The following is a 17,320-nucleotide window of genomic DNA, read 5'->3' on the forward strand; positions in this document are numbered from 1 at the left end:
TCGCCAGCGGATATTGGTGCAGACGATGGGATGTGATGAGCCTTAAATCCCTTTGATTCAGGGACGTTTTTATTCTGTTTTCGCAAAAACAGGCGGAGGCTATCATGAAGTCTTAATCCCTTTGGTTCAGGGACGTTTTTTATTCCGTAGCTATTGTTTTTCCTCCTTTGTTTCAATAGGTTGGGATGACACTTTCCAGGTTTTTGCAACGCAGGAAAGTTGTTGTCTTGCTGCCACACAGATTATTTCCGGGCTATTTGCTGTGAGCGGGAGCGTCTCTGGGCAGGCAAGGTTTTTTCAGGCCCATGTCTGTTCGGGGTATTTTGTTTTATCTGGATGGGCATTCAAGGTGTTAGTTATGCGCCCGATCTATCCCTTTTATGCAGGGGTTACCGGTTGTTAGAGATCGGTTTTTGGGCATTCTATGGCTGTTTTTTGATGAATGCCATAGGGCGGGTTTTAGGCCGATTTGTCATGTTTTTTCCCTGCGGGGGGCGATGCTTTGTTCGCAGGCGGCGAAGGGTTTTCTCGCGTTCTGCGTGCGCGGTATATTTCTGCCGCGCTGCTCCGCTGGCAGGGTGCCGTCGCTTGATCCGTAAGCCTTCTTTTGGGAAGGCTTGTGGCAGGTGTGCAGGGCAGGTTTTCTGTAACAGGCGCTATTGGTTCTTCTTGTTGGGCAGTCTGTTTATTGCTCGGCGATTTCTTCCAGCATGGCGATTTCCAAATCGTCAAACCCCGCTTGCAGGCGGGCTTCGACGTTAAAGGGCCCTTTGATGGTCGCTTTGAGGTAGCCGGAGAGCAGTTCGGCAAAGGTTTCGCGATAGGGCAGATTGCGTTCGGCGCAGCAATGTTTGAACCAGTGCGAGCCGATGGCGACGTGCCCCTGTTCGTCGCGGTAGATGATATCCAGCAGACGCGCGGTGTGCGTTTCGCCGTGATGGCGCAGTTTTTCCTGTATCAGCGGTGTAACGTCCAGCCCGCGCGCTTCCATGACGCGCGGCACCAGCGCCATGCGCACCATGACGTCGTATTCGGTATCCACGCAGGCTTGCCACAGGCCGCCGTGTGCGGTGAAGGCGCCGTAATGGCTGCCGAGTTGTTCGAGTCGTCCGGTGATCAGGCTGAAATGGTAGGCCTCTTCTTTGGCGACCCGGATCCAGTCGCGGTAGAACGCTTCCGGCATTTGCTGGAAACGGTAGGTGGCGTCCAGCGAAAGGTTGATGGCGTTAAATTCGATGTGCGCGATGGCATGCAGCATGGCGCAGACGCTTTCACGCGTGCCGAGGCGGCGGCGTGGCACTTCTTTGAGCGCAACCAGTGCGGGTGCTGCCGGACGCCCCGCATCAGGTACGCTCAGGACTTCTGTCGGCTCGCGGTAATAGAGTCCGTCGCGCAGTCCGTAGTAAATGGCATAGGTTTCCTGGATTTTACGCGCCGGGTCTTTTTCCATCAGGGCACGGTAAAGGGCGGGTAGCGGTTTTCGCAGGTCATGGTTAAGGCTTTGAGGTTAAGGGGGTGTGCATGATAACGATGTATGGCTTGTCCGTCCGTGTTTGTCCCGCTTGATGGTGATTTGGACCGTAGGGCGGCCTTCACATTGCAATGGTTTTGCGGTGGGCCAAGGCCCACTCTACGCAACCCTAGTATTTATCCGGCTTGGCGGGTCCAGTAACCACGCCGCAGAAAACCCGCCGTCAGGCGGCTCAACCGTGCGCTTCCGCCGCCGGTAAATCCTGTACCAGATTGAACCACTGTTCGCCCGCGTGTTGCGAGGCGGAGATGCCTTCGTTGGTGAAGCCGTTTTTTTCGTAGAACGGGATCAGCGCATCCAGACAGGTGAGGGTGATACCGTCGCGACGGGCGATGCGGCAGGTGGCAATCAGCGCTTGCAGCAGTTGTCCGGCGATGCCCTGCCCCCGCTGTTCCGGAGCGACAGCGAGGCTGAGAATGGCGCAATAGCCGCCGTGCAGCGGGTTCGGCACGCTTTTGGCAAAGAGTTCGTCGTGCAGGTAGCGCTCGTTGATGATGGCCGCAACGATAAAGCCGATGACGGTACCGCTTGCGTCGCGAGCGACGATGAAGGTGTCGTTGATGATGCGAATGCGCTCGGCCATCGCCGCTTCGCTGGCGGCTTCGGCGGCGGTAAAGCCCGCCCGCTCGATTTGCATGATGCGCGGCAGGTCGGCGGCGGTTGGGTGGTTCAGGGTGAGGTTTGCGGCAGGTTTGTTCATGGTATTTCCGGGTTGGGTTTTGAATTGGGTTTGTGTGTTTTGCTTTTGTACGCGACAGATGGTCGCTGCTTGCAAAGGTGGCATACGGATACTCCGCCAAGCAGCGTCATTGCTGGATTTGTGAGACGTTGCAGGCAATGTCTCTATGTTTTTCTTTACTTCGTCGCGTCATCGTGCAGGGATGCCGTCAAGCGGCGTGGTTACTGACGTCGTCAGGGTCATTCGGCGAACTGCACGGCGACGAGGCGGGAGACGCCCGGTTCGCTCATGGTGACGCCGATGAGGTGGTCGCAGGTCTGCATGGTGCGTTTGCGGTGGGTGATGACGATGAATTGGGTTTGTGTCGCCATGTCGCGCAGGAGGTTGCTGAGGCGGCCAACGTTTGCATCATCCAGCGGCGCGTCCACTTCGTCCAGGAGACAGAAGGGCGCGGGGTTCAGGCGGAAAAGGGCGAAGACGAGGGCAAGCGCGGTCAGGGCTTTTTCGCCGCCGGAGAGGACGCTCAGGTTTTTGACTTTTTTGCCGGGCGGGCGCACGGCGATGGTGATGCCGGCATCCAGTATGTCGCCGTCGGTCCAGGCGAGTTCGGCTTCGCCGCCGCGAAAGAGGATGGGGAAGAGGTTGGCGAAGTGGCGGTTGACGATGTCCAGGGTTTCTTGCAGGCGGCTGCGCGTTTCGTCGTCGAGTTTGTTGATGGCTTCTTCGAGCAGCGCCAGGGTGTCGCGCAGGTCGCGGCATTGGGTTTCCAGCGCGCTGTATTCGTTTTCGGCGCTGTCGTAGTCGGTGATGGCGGCGAGGTTGACGGCGCCGAGTGCTTCTTTTTGTTGTTTGAGGGTGCGGATGTCGGCGCTGAGCGTGGCTTCGTCTTCGGCGGCTTCCGGCAGGGGTTCGTGGTTGTCGCTGAGGAGTCCGGCGATGATGCGCTGTTGTTGCTGGTGCAGTTGTTCGATTTGTTGTTGGTGGTGTTGCAGGCGTTCTTCAGCGAGTTGGCGGCGGTGCGCGCGTTCACGCTGGGCTTCTTGTTCACGGTGCAGTTCGTGGGCGATTTTTTCGAGGGTTTGTGCGCTCAGGGCGCGGTGCTGTTCGTTTTCGGCGTGGGTTTGTTCGTGGGTTTCGAGGCTGAGGTGGTTTTCTTCTAGGGTGAGGGCGAGGGTTTCGAGTTGTTCGTGTAGTGTGGCGAGGGCGGTTTCGGTGGCAGCGATGTCTTCGGCGAGACGGGTTTGTTGTTTTTCGCCGGCGGCGAGGTGGGCGCGGTGTTGTTCGAGGGCGGTTTCAGCGGCGCGGATGTGTTCTTCGTGTTGTTGGGTGATGCGCGCGGTTTCCTGGTAGTGGGCGTGTTGTGCCTGGTATTCGTATTCGAGGGCCTGGATGGGTGGCAGGGTGGCGAGGGCTTGTTCGGCCTGGGTTTGTTCTTGTCTGGCTTGTTCGAGGTGGCGCGCGGCAGCGGCGATGTCTTCGGCGAGGGTGGCCGCGGCGCGCTGTTGTTGGGCGCGCAGGGTGGCGCGGTGTTGTTGTTGTTGGCGGCTGAGAGCGAGGCGGTGGCTATGTTCGCGTTGTTGTTGTTCGTGTTGTTGGTACTGGCGGCGGGCGTTGTCGCGTTGGGCGATGGCGCCAGCAAGGGTTTCCTGGTGCGTCTGGTGTTCGGCTTCGAGGGTGCGCAGGGCGGTTTCGCCTGCGGCGAGGGCGGCTTCGAGGGTGACGATGCGGCTTTGTCGGGCGAGTTGGTCGTCGGCGGCGGGGGCGGGCTGGACGCTGCTGCGGCTGATGCTGCTGCCGTCGAGGGTGAGGTACTGGATGCCATCGGCGAGGTCGTCCGGGTGGATGTCGTGATCGTGTTTGGCGAGCGGTTGCAGGTGGCCGAGCCAGGGGTGCAGGTCGGCGTCGCTGGCGAGGTAGGGTTGCCAGGCCGCCGGTACGCCACCACCGCTCAGTTGGGCATGGCCGTGAGTGAGGGCGTGTTGCCAGTGCGCGGCGCCGATACTGGCGTGCAGGCGTTCGCCGAGGTGTCGGCCAATGGCGGTTTGCCAGACGGGGTCCACGCGCAGGTGTTCGCTGAGGCGGGGGGCGTCAGGCTGGGCGCTGTCAGCGGCAGGCGGGGGTTGCAGGCGGCGCAGGGTGTCGAGTTCGGTTTGCTGGCGTTCGCGCTGGGTGTGTTGTTGGCGTAGGCGGTTCTCGTTGGCATGGTGTTGTTCTTGGGCGGTCTGCACGGCCTCTTCGGCGGCGGCGAGGGCATCGGCGGCGGTTTCCAGAGCGATAGCGAGGGTTTCTTGTTCGAGCGCGAGGGTTTCGAGTGTGTCGGCGTCTTCTTCATCTTCCTGGCCGATGGGCTCGGCGCGACGCTGTTCGAGACGCTGGTATTGGGCTTGGGCGTCGTTTAAGCGGTGGGTGGCGGTGTAGAGGCGGTTTTCGGCGTGGTGACGGGTTTCGCGGTTGGCGTCGAGTTTGTGGCGTAGGGTTTCGGCGGCGGCGCGGGCGGCGTCACTGGCGGCGCGGGCTTCGTCGAGGGCGGGGCGTTCGGCGGTGAGTTGTTGTTCAAGGCGCTCGATTTCGACGCGGTGGTGTTGTTGCTGGCCGTCGTCTTCGCCGTTTTGCTGGCGCAGGCGGGCAAGGCGGGCTTCGTGGTCGCGCGCGTTTTGCGCGAGGTGTTGTTGGCTCTGGCGGTCTTTTTCGAGGGCGCGGCGCAGTTGGGCGAGTTGGGCGGCGCTTTGCAGGGTCTGGTTTTCGGCGTTTTTGTGTGCTTCTTTGGCGGCGGCGTGTTGTTCGGCGAGGGCGGCGAGTTGGGCTTCGTCGATGCCGCTGTGGGCAAAGAGATCTTCAAGGGCAGCACGGTCCTCTTGGTATTGGCTTTGGGCGGCGTCCAGCTGGCGTTGGGTTTGGTGGTATTGCCAGCTTTGCAGGCGGTGTGCGAGGAGTTGTTGTTTTTGGTTGAGTTCGCGCCACTGCCGGGCGGTGGCTGCTTCTTGAGCGAGTTTGTCGCGCTGTTTGCCGAGTTGTTGCAGGCGGTCGTCGTGGCGGGTGAGGTGTTCGCGCACGTCGGTCATGCGCGCTTCGCTTTCTTTACGCCGCGTTTTGTAGTGGGCGATGCCCGCCGCTTCTTCGATGTAGCTGCGCAGTTCTTCGGGTTTGGCTTCGATGATGCGGCTGATCATGCCTTGTTCGATGACGGCGTAGCTGCGCGCGCCCACGCCGGTGCCTTGCAGGAGTTCGACGATGTCGCGCCGCCGCACGCGTTTGTTGTTGATGCTGTATTGGGACTGGCCGTCGCTGCCGACTTTGCGCGCGATGATGAGTTCGGCGTAGTCGGCAAACGCACCGCCCGCGCTGCCGTCGCTGTTGTCGAAGTGCAGGGCGACGCTCGCCATGCCCGCTGCCCGCCGGTTCGCCGCGCCGGCAAAGATGATGTCGGTCATCGCCTGGCCGCGCAGTTGTTTGGCAGCCGTCTCGCCCAGTACCCAGCGCACAGCGTCAATGATGTTGGATTTGCCGCAGCCGTTCGGGCCGATGATGCCGGTGACAGGGGCGTCCACCGGAAAGGTGGTGTTGTCGGCAAAGGATTTGAATCCGGCGAGGCGGATGGCGGTGAGGCGCATGGTTGGGTCGTCTGTCCGTGGTCAAAGGGCACGTATTATACGCGTCCCGTTTCGATGGTTTTGTTTCGCGTTTACAACAGGATGTGACCTTTTTGATACTTGCACGGCAGTGGTTTTTTCCTATTATGTGCCGCCGTTGTTTTTTCGGATTTTTCATCATGCTGAATCGTTTTTTTCTGTTGTGTCTGCTCGCTGTACTCAGCGGCTGTTCTTCTTCCGGCAAGAAAGGGGGTGACGTGGTGGTACGCCCGGTCAAACGCGGGGATACGGCGGTAGTTGAGAATGCCCGGCAGACGGTGCAATGGCCGGGGACGTATCAGGGGATTCTGCCGTGTTCGACCTGCGAGGGCGTGGCAACAATGATCGTCCTCAAGCCGGATATGACTTATCAGACGCGCACCCGGATGCTCGGCATTGACGACAAGGACCGCACTAGCAAAGGGCGCTTTGAGTGGTTGCCAGACGGCAGTCATATCGCCATTGATAGTGAGGGGCAGCGCAAGATATTCCGCGTGCACCCCGATCATCTGGAAATGCGCCTGCCCAACGGCGAACAGATTCCTACCGCCAATCCGGAAGCGTTTCAGCTGATGAAAGACGCGATGATGTGATAGCTTCTGCAAGAAAAAACCGCCTGAACAGGCGGTTTTTTCTTGTGATGATTTCAAAGCAACGAGCCCAACCAGCTTGTTATTTTTTTGACATACTTTGTTGCCGTGGTAATCATGACATCAGTTGCGAAATCTTTCACGCTATCCCAAGCCTTACCTGCCATTTCTTTAACGGTATCCCAGATACCCTTTTCTCCTGCTTTTGCTGCCTTTTCTGTAATGACAGACTCTTTTGCTTCACGGGTAAAAGCAAACTTTTTTTCCTTGGGAACAATGTCAACAATGGCATCCATTACGGCAGTTAAATTGTATTTTTCTTCTGCCGAAGCCGTTTGAATGCGACTTGGCGGCACATCAAAGGTTTTGACAATTTCCAGTATTTTTAGCTGGATGTTTTTTTCTTGTTCCTTGCCTGGGATGTGGTTATCCCTATCCCAATCAAATAAAGGATTTATCTTATCCACCTGATTAATGACAAATAAGACCGGGCATCGCTCTTTCTGGGGTTCCAAGATTTCTTTATAAACTTTCTCCGGAATAGAGTAAGCACGGTCATCTCCTTTAATGACCCAAATGACCAAATCCAGCTCTGGCACCAGGCTTTTGTATAGAGCGAAATATTCTTCGTCCCGCGCGCCTGTTTCACCAACACCAGGGACGTCAATCAAGCGGATACCGCCTTGCCCACTGGAATTCCCTATAAAAATTTCCTGCGGTTCTCGGGTACAGGCTGCTATATCACTGATTTTGGCAACCTCCTGCCCAAAAAGCGCATTACATAGAGAAGATTTGCCGACACCAGTTACGCCAAAGATACCTACTCTGGGGGTGTAATTGCGCAGTTCTTTAATTTTCTCGGCTATTTTCCTGCGCAATTCCGCATAATCATTTCTGCTGTTTCCTTGCGGTATAGCAGGGAAATTATCATTTGCCCGTTCAATAAGTTCTTTATGCCTTTTACGTTCTTCATAAGAGGTTTCGTTTGTTACTACTGGGTCTTTGTTTTCATTCATAAAATCCAACTCCTAGTTGTTTGCACCTAAAACAGGGGCATTTTACGTTGAACCTAAAATCGGTGCAATGAAGAATATCCGCCTGTCTGTTCATGCACCCGAAAGCCTATGGCTGCGCCAATTGCTCACAGAGCGGCGTGTGGCATTGGGCTTATCGCAGCGGGCACTGGCAGAACGGCTGGATGTGGTTTATTCCTTTGTGGGCAAGGTGGAAACAGGCGATCGCCGTTTGGATGTTTTCGAGTTTATGGCGTACTGCGAGGCGTTGGATATGCTGCCGGAGTACGTTTTGCAGCGGTTCAGAACAGAGTTTCCGTCAGTCACGATTCCTAGCCCTCAGAGCAACTGAACCCCGCCCCGCGCGCCTGCCGGGCGGGTTTTTCTGTGGTAAACCCGCCGGTATTTTTTTACAATGCCGCCTTTTATTACGTCTTAGCAAAATAACTCGCCTTATGTCCCCTCCCTCCCCGATTGATAGCTGGCGTTATCATTTGCGCCGTGGCATTTCCGATTTATGGTTCATTCTCTCTATTGCCGCCGCCTTCGTGCTGCTCTTGGTTCTATTCGGTTATCACAACACTGACCCGGGCTGGAGTACATCCGGCGAAGCGCAGGAAACCCGCCATTTCCTCGGTACGCTCGGTGCTTATACCGCAGACCTGCTCTTTTCCCTGCTCGGTTATGCCGCTTATCTGCTGCCTTTCGGCGTGGCAACCATCGGCTGGCAAAGCGTGTGCCGCGCACAAATTGACGCCGAATTGATGATCTGGAAATGCTTTGCTTTGGTAATTGCCATCGTCTCGCTGTGCGGCATCCTGTCGCTGCATTGCGACGTCAAAATCAACTCGCTTGCCGTCACCGGCGGTGGCGTGGTCGGGCTGAAAATTTCCATTGAATTGCTAAAAATGTGGCCGGTGCAGCTGGTGATGAGCATCTACACCCTGCTGTTCCTCATCGGCATCACCCTGCTCGCGGAACTGAACTGGGCAAAAATACTGGATACCGTCGGGCAGTGGGGCATCAATCTTTACAACTGGGTACATGGCAAAATCCATCACTCCCTCCATACGCGCAAAATTGCAACGACGGATACTGCCTGCCGTCCCAGCGCATTCGCCACCCCTGGTGACGCAGAAGCAAGCAACGCGGGTACCGGCGGCGCGATGGCCTCGGCTGCCGCTATCTTCCCCAACCTGCGCGATCGCCTGCTGAACCTCATCAACAAGAGCAAACAGCGCCGTAGTACACGCGCGCCGCACACGCCGGTAATGCAGACCGTGCCACCGCGTCCGCCGCAAAACAACAATCCCTTCGGCCTGAGCGGCATGACCGATCTGGACGGCGACGAACCGCCGCCATTCCGCGCGCCACCGCGTTACACCCCGCCGGAAGATGATGTCTCGGCGACGCCGCAGCGCAGCGAGCCAAACATCAGCTGGGCGCATTACAAAGCACAGAATGCCACCGCAGAAACCTCTGCCGAACCTACCGACGAAGAAGAATACCGCCCGAAAAGTGACTATTTCGCCCGCCGCCAGAACGCTGGACTGCCACTGCGTGGCGACGAAAACGACGCTTACCCGCCCGCTATCAACGACCCGGCAAACGACGAAGCACTGGAAGAAATGGACGAAGAAGACTTCGCCGCGCTGGATAACGACGGTGATAACGTCGCCGACAACACAGCCGAAGAAAACACCGACGGTCGCCACGAACCGCAACTGCGTGTCCGCCTGAATAACGTCGCCACCGGCAGCAAGGGCGGCGCTATCACCCTGACCGCCACTCGCGCGGTATCTGCTCCTATCACCGCTCCGCAAAACAATGCCTATCGGCTGCCCGACCTGAATCTTCTCAATCCGGGTACCACCGCCGTCGCCGATTACAGCGACGAAGAACTGGACGAAATGGCGATGCAAGTCGAACAGGCGCTGAAAAACTACAAACTCAGCGTGCGCGTCGAAAATATCACCGTCGGCCCGGTCGTTACCTGCATCGAACTCTCGCTCGCCCCCGGCATCAAAGTCAGCTCCATCACCAACCTTGACCGCGACATCGCCCGCCTCCTCTCTGTGCCTAGTGTGCGCGTTGTTGAAGTCATCCCTGGCCGCCCCTTCATCGGCCTCGAAATCCCGAACCGCAAGCGGGAAATGGTGCCGCTGCGCGGAGTTCTTGAATCCCCACAATACCAGAAAGAGACCTCCCCGCTTACTGTCGTCCTCGGCGCGGACATCAGCGGCAAACCCATCATCACCAACCTCGGCAAAATGCCGCACCTGCTCGTTGCCGGTACCACCGGCTCGGGCAAATCCGTCGGCATCAACGTCATCCTCGCCAGTATGCTGTACAAGTCCAAGCCGGACGAACTCAAACTCATCCTGGTGGATCCGAAAACCGTCGAACTCGCCATGTACCGCGACATCCCGCACCTGCTCACCCCGGTTGTCACCGATATGAGCGACGCCGAAAACGCCCTGCGCTGGGCAGTGGCCGAAATGGAACGCCGCTACCAGCTCATGGTCGCCTTGAAAGTGCGCAAAATGGACGAATTCAACAAAGTCATCCGCGAAGCCGAAGCGCGCGGCGAACGCATCACCGATCCGACAGTTGACCCCGCCCTCTATATCGGCCTTGCCAACCAGCCGCCCGTACTGAAAACCCTGCCCTACATCGTCATCGTTATTGACGAACTCGCCGACCTGATGATGGTCGCCGGAAAAAACGTCGAACAACTCATCGCGCGCATTGCGCAAAAAGCACGCGCGGCGGGCATCCACCTCATCCTCGCTACCCAGCGCCCCTCCGTGGACGTTATCACCGGCCTTATCAAATCCAACATCCCGACGCGCATCGCCTTCCAGGTTTCCTCCAAGATCGACTCGCGCACCATTCTGAACGGCCAGGGCGCGGAAACCCTGCTCGGCAATGGCGACATGCTCTTCCTCTCGCCCGGTGTGGGCGGCGCGCGCCGCGTTCACGGCGCCTACATCGACGACCAGGAAGTGGATCGCCTCACCACCTACCTCAAAACCCAGGGCGAGCCCGACTACGAAGACGCCATCCTCGCCCCTGCCGCCACGAATAACGGTAATGGCAACGGCGGCGGAAAAGACGGCGACGATGCCGAACTCGACCCACTCTACGACCAGGCCGTGCAAGTCGTCATCGAATCCGGCAAAGCCTCCATCTCCGGCCTGCAACGCCACCTCAGCATCGGCTACAACCGTGCCGCACGCATGGTGGACGTTATGGAACGCGCCGGTCTTGTTTCCCCGCCGGACCACAAAGGCGTGCGCAAAGTCCTCACTACCGGCGGCACAGGCGGCGACGACTATTAAAAGCCCGTCACTTGCCGCCAAAGCGGCGGCAAACCATAGCCCCGCATAATCCCGCCTCCGCTAAACCACAAGGAACCCACATGAAAAAAACCCTGCTCATCAGCCTCAGCATAGCCCTCGCCCTGCCCGCATACAGCCAGCAAGCGGCGACAAAACCCGCTGATAATGCTGCCGCTGCCAAACAGGCCGCCACCAATTCCCTCTACCAGCGCCGCCCCGCTGCCGACAAAAAACCAACCGCAAGCACAGAACAGCCGGCAGCAAATACAGAAAGACCTGCTGACAAACCCGCTGCCGCCGCGAGTAGCGCCACCAGTGGTAACGCGCTGGATACCTTCATGAAAGGCACCAAAGACCTGCAAGCGAGCTTCACCCAAACCGTGTACAACAAGCGCGGCGAAGAAACCAGCAAAGGCCGGATGTGGGTCGCCAAACCCGGCAAATTCTACTGGGACTACCAAAGCCCGAACCCGCAAAAAATCATCAGTAACGGCAAAAAGGTGTACCACTACGACATCGATCTCGAACAAATCAGCATCCGTGGCCGTGACGAACTCGTCGGCGACGTCGCCGTTGAACTCCTGAACGGCGAAGACAACATCTCGCGCAACTACAACATCGACCGCGTCGTCAAAAACCTCACCCCGCCGCGCCTGCAAAAATGGGTGGGTAACGGCGTCACCTACCGCCTGAAACCGAAAACCCGCCAGGAAGAATACGATGCCCTCTGGGTCATCCTTGACGGCAACAGCATCAGCGCCGTGATGATCGACGGCGGCAGCAGCCAAACCATCCTCAACTTCACCAACATGAAGCGCAACGTCGGCATCCCCGCCAGTCAATTTGAGTTCACACCACCCAAAGGCGTTGACGTCGTCGGCAAATAAATACGGGGCGGACACCCTGGATAACAAAACAAGTGGGCATCGTGCCCACTTTTTTTATCCCGACGATGAGCGAAAAACCGCACGACTATCCCGCTTGCCGAACCCGGCACCCATGCCGCCAAACAACCGCCCTGCCCTCTTGCCAAACCTGCCCGCAAACTTGCGTACAATCACGCGGACACCTACCACCCAACACCCCACCATGACCGGCCAACCCTCCCTCTTCAGCCGCAGCGGCGACGTTCCACTTGCCGAACGCCTGCGCCCCAAAACCCTTGCCGACTACATCGGGCAAAAGCACATCCTCGGCCCCGGCATGCCGCTCACCGTCGCCATCGCCCAGCAAAAGCCCTTCTCCATGCTGCTCTGGGGCGCGCCCGGCTGCGGCAAAACCACCCTTGCCCTGCTGCTCGCCGACCGCTTCGCTGCGCGCTTCATCCGCCTCTCTGCCGTCTTCTCCGGCGTCAAAGAAGTGCGCGAAGCTGTCCTTGACGCCCAGCAAGAACGCCGCCTGGGCCGCAAAACCATCCTCTTTATCGACGAAATCCACCGCTTCAACAAAGCCCAGCAAGACGCCTTCCTGCCCTACGTCGAGGACGGCACCCTCATCCTCATCGGTGCCACCACCGAAAACCCCGCCTTCCATCTCAACAACGCCCTGCTCTCCCGCCTGCGCGTCTTCCACCTGCAACCTTTGAGCGAAGACGAACTCATCGAAAAACTGCGCCGGGGCGTGGCCGCGCTCAACCTCGACGACACCGCCGACAGCGTCCTCGCCACCATCGCCTACCAGTCCGGCGGCGACGCGCGCAAAGCCATCGGCTGGCTCGAAGAATGGGCACTGCTGCGCAGCCAGGGCGCAAGCGACGAAGACGCCCTCGCGCAAGCGCTCGCCGACCAGCCGAAAGCGCTGGACAAACAGGGCGACTGGTTCTACGAACTCCTTTCCGCCTTTCACAAATCCCTGCGCGGCTCGAATCCGGACGGCGCCATGTACTGGTTCGCGCGCATGGTGGACGGCGGCGCCGACCCGCTCGTTATCGCGCGGCGGATGCTGTGCGTCGCCAGCGAAGACATCGGCAATGCCGACCCGAACGCCCTTAACCTCGCCCTGAACGCCTACCAGACCTACGAACGCCTCGGCGCCCCTGAAGGCTACCTGGCGCTTGCCCAGACCATCACCTACCTCGCCCTCGCGCCGAAAAGCAACGCCAGCTACAAAGCGATGAAAGCCGCCTTTGCCTACGTCCGCGCGAACCCCGCCCACCCCGTACCGCTGCACCTGCGCAACGCCCCGACCGCCGTGCATAAAAACGAAGGCTACGGCACGAACTACCGCTACGCCCATGACGAACCGCAAGCCTACGCCGCCGGCCAAACCTACCTGCCGGAAGCGATGACGGCAGCGGGCGTCCACTTCTACCAGCCGAACCGGCGCGGCTTTGAAATCAAACTCGCTGATAAACTCGAACAACTGCGCGCACTGGATGAAGCGGCGAACTACCCCGCTCCGCCGCCCCCTGAAAAAACGTAGGGCGGGCTTCAGCCCGCCGCCAAACAACATTTCCTTACCAACCTGACCCAACGGATACCCAAAACATGGAAACAACCGAAATCAACAGCATTAGTGACCTATCCCAAATCCTGCAAACACTCGGCGAACCTGAAAAAGGACATACCCGTTTCTTCCGTGGTCATGGCGATGAAGGCTGGAAATTACTGCCCAGTATCTATCGCGCCAAACATCTCATCGAGAACGAAGACAAAATCATCAAAGATGCCCTGACCTACTGTCCCGACGACTTCTCGCCCAGCGATACCCTCTTTGAAAAACTGGTGAAATTGCAGCACTACGGATACAGTACCCGTTTGCTGGATTTGACGGCGAATGCATTGGTTGCTTTGTACTTCGCTACCTGGAATAAAAAATACCATAATAAAAATGGTGAGCTGATTATTTTCGACATACCCAATGAACACATTAAATATGGGGATAGCGATACAATAGCAATACTGTCAGCAATTAGCTTAAGAAATTTTTTATTTAATATATCTAAAGCTATAGAAAATGCAGATTCTGATAGAATTCAAAAAGAATATGAATATGAAAAAGAAAAGGAGGAAAAATGTAAAGAAAAAATAATTTATGAAATAGAATATGAATATAAAAGAGGAAAAAGAGCGCATAGGTATTGGGAATATTCTCCCACCGCTTCTACTATTAGAAAATACAAAAAAATAGAAGGTAAAAAAGCTTTCCTTTTATCTTTTAATAACAATGCGGACATAATCTCTCTACTTCATGATATACAAACAGATAAACCCAGTTTCCGCCCTGTTATCAACCCTAGTGACTTTAATCGCGTCCTCTGCGTCCGCGCCAAACTCAACAACGCCCGTATTTCCCGCCAACAAGGCTGTTTCCTGCTATTCGGCATCGAGGGTAACAAAACAGAAGCCGCTGCCATCCCTGATGAATGGCAACGCTTCGCCTCAAACAGTCAAAAAATCCTCGTTAAAGCGAAAAACAAATCCGCCATCATGCAAGAACTCAAATCCTTCGGTATCAGCAAACGCACCCTCTTCCCCGAACTGGAAGCGCAAGCGACAGAAATCATGAAGCAGTACGAACCCCAATAACCTCCACCCTCCCGTTAAAATAGCCCCTTTCATCCCCACTGGAACACGCCATGTCACGTTTTATCCGCACCTTCGCCACTTTTTTATTCATCCTGCTTGCCCTGCCCGCACTTGCCGCACAAGAGCGCATCGCCCTTGTCATCGGCAATGCCGGCTATCCGGGCGGCGGGCGGCTGGCTAACCCTGTCAACGACGCCCGCGCCATGCAAAACGCGCTGGAACGCGCCGGATTCCAGGTCATCAAGCTGGAAGACGCCGGGCTGGAAGATATGGAAAGCGCCATCCTCGCATTCAGCAAAAGGCTCGACAAAAACACCGTCGGCCTTTTCTACTATTCCGGCCACGGTCTGCAATACGACGGCAACAATTACCTGCTGCCCATCGACACCACCGACAAAATCGAAGCCCCCGCCCATCTGCGCAGCAAAGCGGTGAGTGTGGACTACGTGCTGGCCTCGATGGAAAACAGCGGCCTCAACATCGTCATCTTCGATGCCTGCCGCAACATCCCTTTCCGCAGCTTCCAGCGCAGCGTGCCCAGTGGTTTAGCCGCGATGAACCACTACCCGGACGGCACCCTCATCGCCTATGCCACCGCGCCAGGAAAAGTCGCCCTGGACGGACTCGGAGAAAACAGCCCCTACACCGCCAGCCTCGTCAAACGCATGGCAGAACCCCTGCCCCTTGAACAGCTGCTGAAAAAAGTGCGCAGCGACGTGCGCGCCGAAACCGGCGACAGACAAAGCCCGTGGTACAACGCCTCTATCGAAGGCGATTTCTACTTCACCGCGCCGGACGCGCAGGGCAATGCCGTCGCACAGGACTCCCCGACAGATCCCAACATGGGCGATAACGATCCGGTCATGGCGGACGCCCTGGACGCCCTCGACAGACAGGACTACGTCCTTGCCGCCCAGCGCCTGCTACCATTAGCAACCCAAGGCCATGCCAGCGCACAATACCGGCTCGGCCTGCTTTACGAACATGGCCTTGGCACCAATCAGGACTACGCTACAGCCCGCGCCTGGTACGAACAGGCGGCGGCACAAGGCCTTGCTACCGCCCAAAACAAGCTCGGCTACCTCTACCGCAACGGTTTCGGCGTCGCCCGTGACTACCACAAAGCACACAAGCTCTACGAACAGGCCGCGGCACAAGGACTCGCCGCCGCGCAGAGCAACCTTGGCTACCTCTACCAGAACGGGCTGGGCGTCACCCTGGATTATGACAAAGCCCGCGAATACTACGAACAGGCTGCGGTACAAGGACTTGCCGGCGCGCAGAGCAACCTCGGCTACCTCTACCAGAACGGCCTCGGCGTCGCGCAGGATTACGTCAAAGCGCGCGAATACTACGAACAGGCCGCGGCACAAGGACTTGCCGACACGCAAAACGCCCTCGGCTACTTCTACCAGAACGGCCTCGGCGTCGCCCAGGATTACGATAAAGCCCGCGAATACTACGAACAGGCCGCAGCACAAGGACTGCCCTCCGCGCAAAACTACCTCGGCTACTTTTACCAGCACGGCCTTGGTATCGCACAGGATTACGACAAAGCCCGCGCATACTACGAACAGGCGGCAGCACAAGGGTTTGCCGCCGCACAGAGCAACCTCGGCTACCTCTACCAGAACGGCCTCGGCGTCGCCCAGGATGACGACACCGCCCGCGCCTGGTACGAAAAAGCTGCCGCACAAGGCAACAAAATTGCCCAAGAAGCCCTGCAGGCCTACCAATAAAGCACCCGGCCACACATGATCCCCCGACACCTCCAGCCACTACGACACCATCAGCCATGCCCCGCACTGGGGCATGGCCGTTGCCATCGCCCTCATGTGCCTGCTTGCCGTTGCCTGGCGCCTCTCCGGCCACACAAAAACCCCCATCCCCGTGCACAAAGCCCCCGGCACCCTGCCCCCCATGCCCGTCTTCGCCCGCATCTTGTGGGCAATCGCCGCCGAACAGCGCCCACGCGCTGCCAGCCTTGCCGCCCGCTTGGGGCATCTCGCGCTTTACCTCCTCATGCTCACCGTGCCGACCATCGCCCTCATCCGCGACGCCGCCGCTGACCGTGACGGCAGCGCGGAAAACGCGGCGACCCGCTTCGTCGACCTTTGGCACAGCCGCGCCACCTGGCTGCTGCTCCTGCTCATCGCCGGACACATCCTGATGACGGCCATCCACCAACGCATGGCTGTCCGCCGCAACAACCCCGAAAACACCCCATGACCGAGAACAAACCACCGCGCCGCCTGTGGCGCACCTTGCGCAGCATCATGCTGAACCTGCTCATCATCCTCGCTGCTATCCTGGCGCTTGACTGGTACCGCGCACCGGACAGCGTCGCCATCGCCAATCTGCCTGCACTCACCAGCAGCGACGGCAAGACATTCCACCTCGACGACAACCGCCCTACCCTGCTCTACATCTGGGCCGACTGGTGCATCTACTGCCGCCACACCTCGCCCGCCATCGACCGCCTCGCCCGCGACGGCTACCGCGTTGTCAGCATCGCCCTCAAATCCGGCAACGATGCCCATATCGCCGCCTACCTGCGCGAACACGGCTGGCAATTCCCGGTAGTCAACGACGCTGACGGTCGCATCAGCGCCGCCCTGCACGTCCGTGCCACGCCGACCATCGCCATCATCAAAAATGGCCGCCTGCGCCTCTCAACCAGCGGCTGGACGAGCGCGACCGGCCTGAAATTGCGTCTGTGGTGGGCGGAAATCAGCGGATAACGGCAAAGTAAAGCGCCGCCAAGCGGGACAAACACCGGACTCTCCGACACCGCCAAGCGGAACAAGCACTGGATTCTCCGCCAGCCGCCAAGCGGGATAAACACCAAATTCTCAGGCGGTTGCAAAGCGAGGGAGAAATCCCTTCCCCCGCTTGCGGGGGAAGGTGGCCGCAGGCCGGAAGGGGGGATAAACATCAAGCGGGATAAAACCCGGATGCTTGAATCGTCGTCAAACGAGACAAACTTTGGATTACCCTTCGCATCACGCCA

Annotated in this window: 13 protein-coding genes; 9 read left to right on the forward strand and 4 right to left on the reverse strand. The window is 58.1% G+C overall.

Annotation, left to right across the window (positions count from 1 at the left end; translation table 11 throughout):
• Positions 1-685: 685 nt before the first annotated feature.
• The 3 genes from DY250_RS07595 to DY250_RS07605 all read right to left on the reverse strand — a co-directional run bounded on the left by DY250_RS07595 (position 686) and on the right by DY250_RS07605 (position 5,821).
• On the reverse strand, positions 686-1,450 hold the full coding sequence (locus DY250_RS07595; protein ID WP_115611767.1) for a ferritin-like domain-containing protein: 765 nt from the start codon (positions 1,448-1,450) through the stop codon (positions 686-688).
• Between the two features lie 253 nt (positions 1,451-1,703).
• Complete coding sequence (locus DY250_RS07600; protein ID WP_115612799.1) at positions 1,704-2,231, reverse strand: GNAT family N-acetyltransferase; 528 nt, start codon at positions 2,229-2,231, stop codon at positions 1,704-1,706.
• Positions 2,232-2,449: 218 nt separating this feature from the next.
• Positions 2,450-5,821 (reverse strand): chromosome segregation SMC family protein, encoded by a 3,372-nt coding sequence (locus tag DY250_RS07605; protein ID WP_115611768.1) that lies wholly within the window; start codon positions 5,819-5,821, stop codon positions 2,450-2,452.
• Positions 5,822-5,979: 158 nt separating this feature from the next.
• Here DY250_RS07605 and DY250_RS07610 point away from each other — a divergent pair, with 158 nt between their 5' ends.
• Complete coding sequence (locus DY250_RS07610; protein WP_115612800.1) at positions 5,980-6,432, forward strand: copper resistance protein NlpE; 453 nt, start codon at positions 5,980-5,982, stop codon at positions 6,430-6,432.
• Between the two features lie 53 nt (positions 6,433-6,485).
• Here the strand turns inward: DY250_RS07610 and DY250_RS07615 are convergent, their stop codons facing one another.
• Entirely contained in the window at positions 6,486-7,445 is a 960-nt protein-coding gene (locus DY250_RS07615) for a GTPase family protein (RefSeq protein WP_115611769.1), read from the reverse strand.
• Positions 7,446-7,512: 67 nt separating this feature from the next.
• On the opposite strand from DY250_RS07615, the gene DY250_RS07620 reads away from it, so the two are divergent.
• From DY250_RS07620 to DY250_RS07660, 8 genes are all read left to right on the forward strand, one after another.
• Positions 7,513-7,794, forward strand: coding sequence for a helix-turn-helix domain-containing protein (locus DY250_RS07620; RefSeq protein WP_115611770.1), 282 nt, complete (start codon positions 7,513-7,515; stop codon positions 7,792-7,794).
• Positions 7,795-7,897: 103 nt separating this feature from the next.
• Positions 7,898-10,783 (forward strand): DNA translocase FtsK, encoded by a 2,886-nt coding sequence (locus DY250_RS07630; RefSeq protein ID WP_115611771.1) that lies wholly within the window; start codon positions 7,898-7,900, stop codon positions 10,781-10,783.
• An 80-nt stretch (positions 10,784-10,863) separates the two neighbouring features.
• The gene (gene lolA, locus DY250_RS07635; RefSeq protein ID WP_115611772.1) at positions 10,864-11,670 is read left to right on the forward strand and encodes an outer membrane lipoprotein periplasmic chaperone LolA; all 807 of its coding nucleotides are present in this window, start codon (positions 10,864-10,866) and stop codon (positions 11,668-11,670) included.
• A gap of 202 nt (positions 11,671-11,872) precedes the next feature.
• Positions 11,873-13,204 carry a replication-associated recombination protein A gene (locus tag DY250_RS07640; protein WP_115612801.1) on the forward strand — a complete coding sequence of 444 codons (1,332 nt, stop codon included), beginning with the start codon at positions 11,873-11,875 and terminating at the stop codon, positions 13,202-13,204.
• 65 nt (positions 13,205-13,269) lie between these two features.
• Complete coding sequence (locus DY250_RS07645) at positions 13,270-14,310, forward strand: FRG domain-containing protein (RefSeq protein WP_115611773.1); 1,041 nt, start codon at positions 13,270-13,272, stop codon at positions 14,308-14,310.
• Positions 14,311-14,360: 50 nt separating this feature from the next.
• Complete coding sequence (locus DY250_RS07650) at positions 14,361-16,049, forward strand: caspase family protein (RefSeq protein ID WP_115611774.1); 1,689 nt, start codon at positions 14,361-14,363, stop codon at positions 16,047-16,049.
• Between the two features lie 49 nt (positions 16,050-16,098).
• Entirely contained in the window at positions 16,099-16,539 is a 441-nt protein-coding gene (locus DY250_RS07655) for a cytochrome b/b6 domain-containing protein (RefSeq protein WP_281270402.1), read from the forward strand.
• On the forward strand, positions 16,536-17,051 hold the full coding sequence (locus DY250_RS07660; protein ID WP_115611776.1) for a protein disulfide oxidoreductase: 516 nt from the start codon (positions 16,536-16,538) through the stop codon (positions 17,049-17,051). Before DY250_RS07655 ends, DY250_RS07660 begins: the two co-directional genes overlap by 4 nt.
• Positions 17,052-17,320 lie beyond the last annotated feature (269 nt).

The sequence above is a fragment of the Cardiobacterium valvarum genome (assembly GCF_900460955.1).
Classification (GTDB): Bacteria; Pseudomonadota; Gammaproteobacteria; order Cardiobacteriales; family Cardiobacteriaceae; genus Cardiobacterium; species Cardiobacterium valvarum.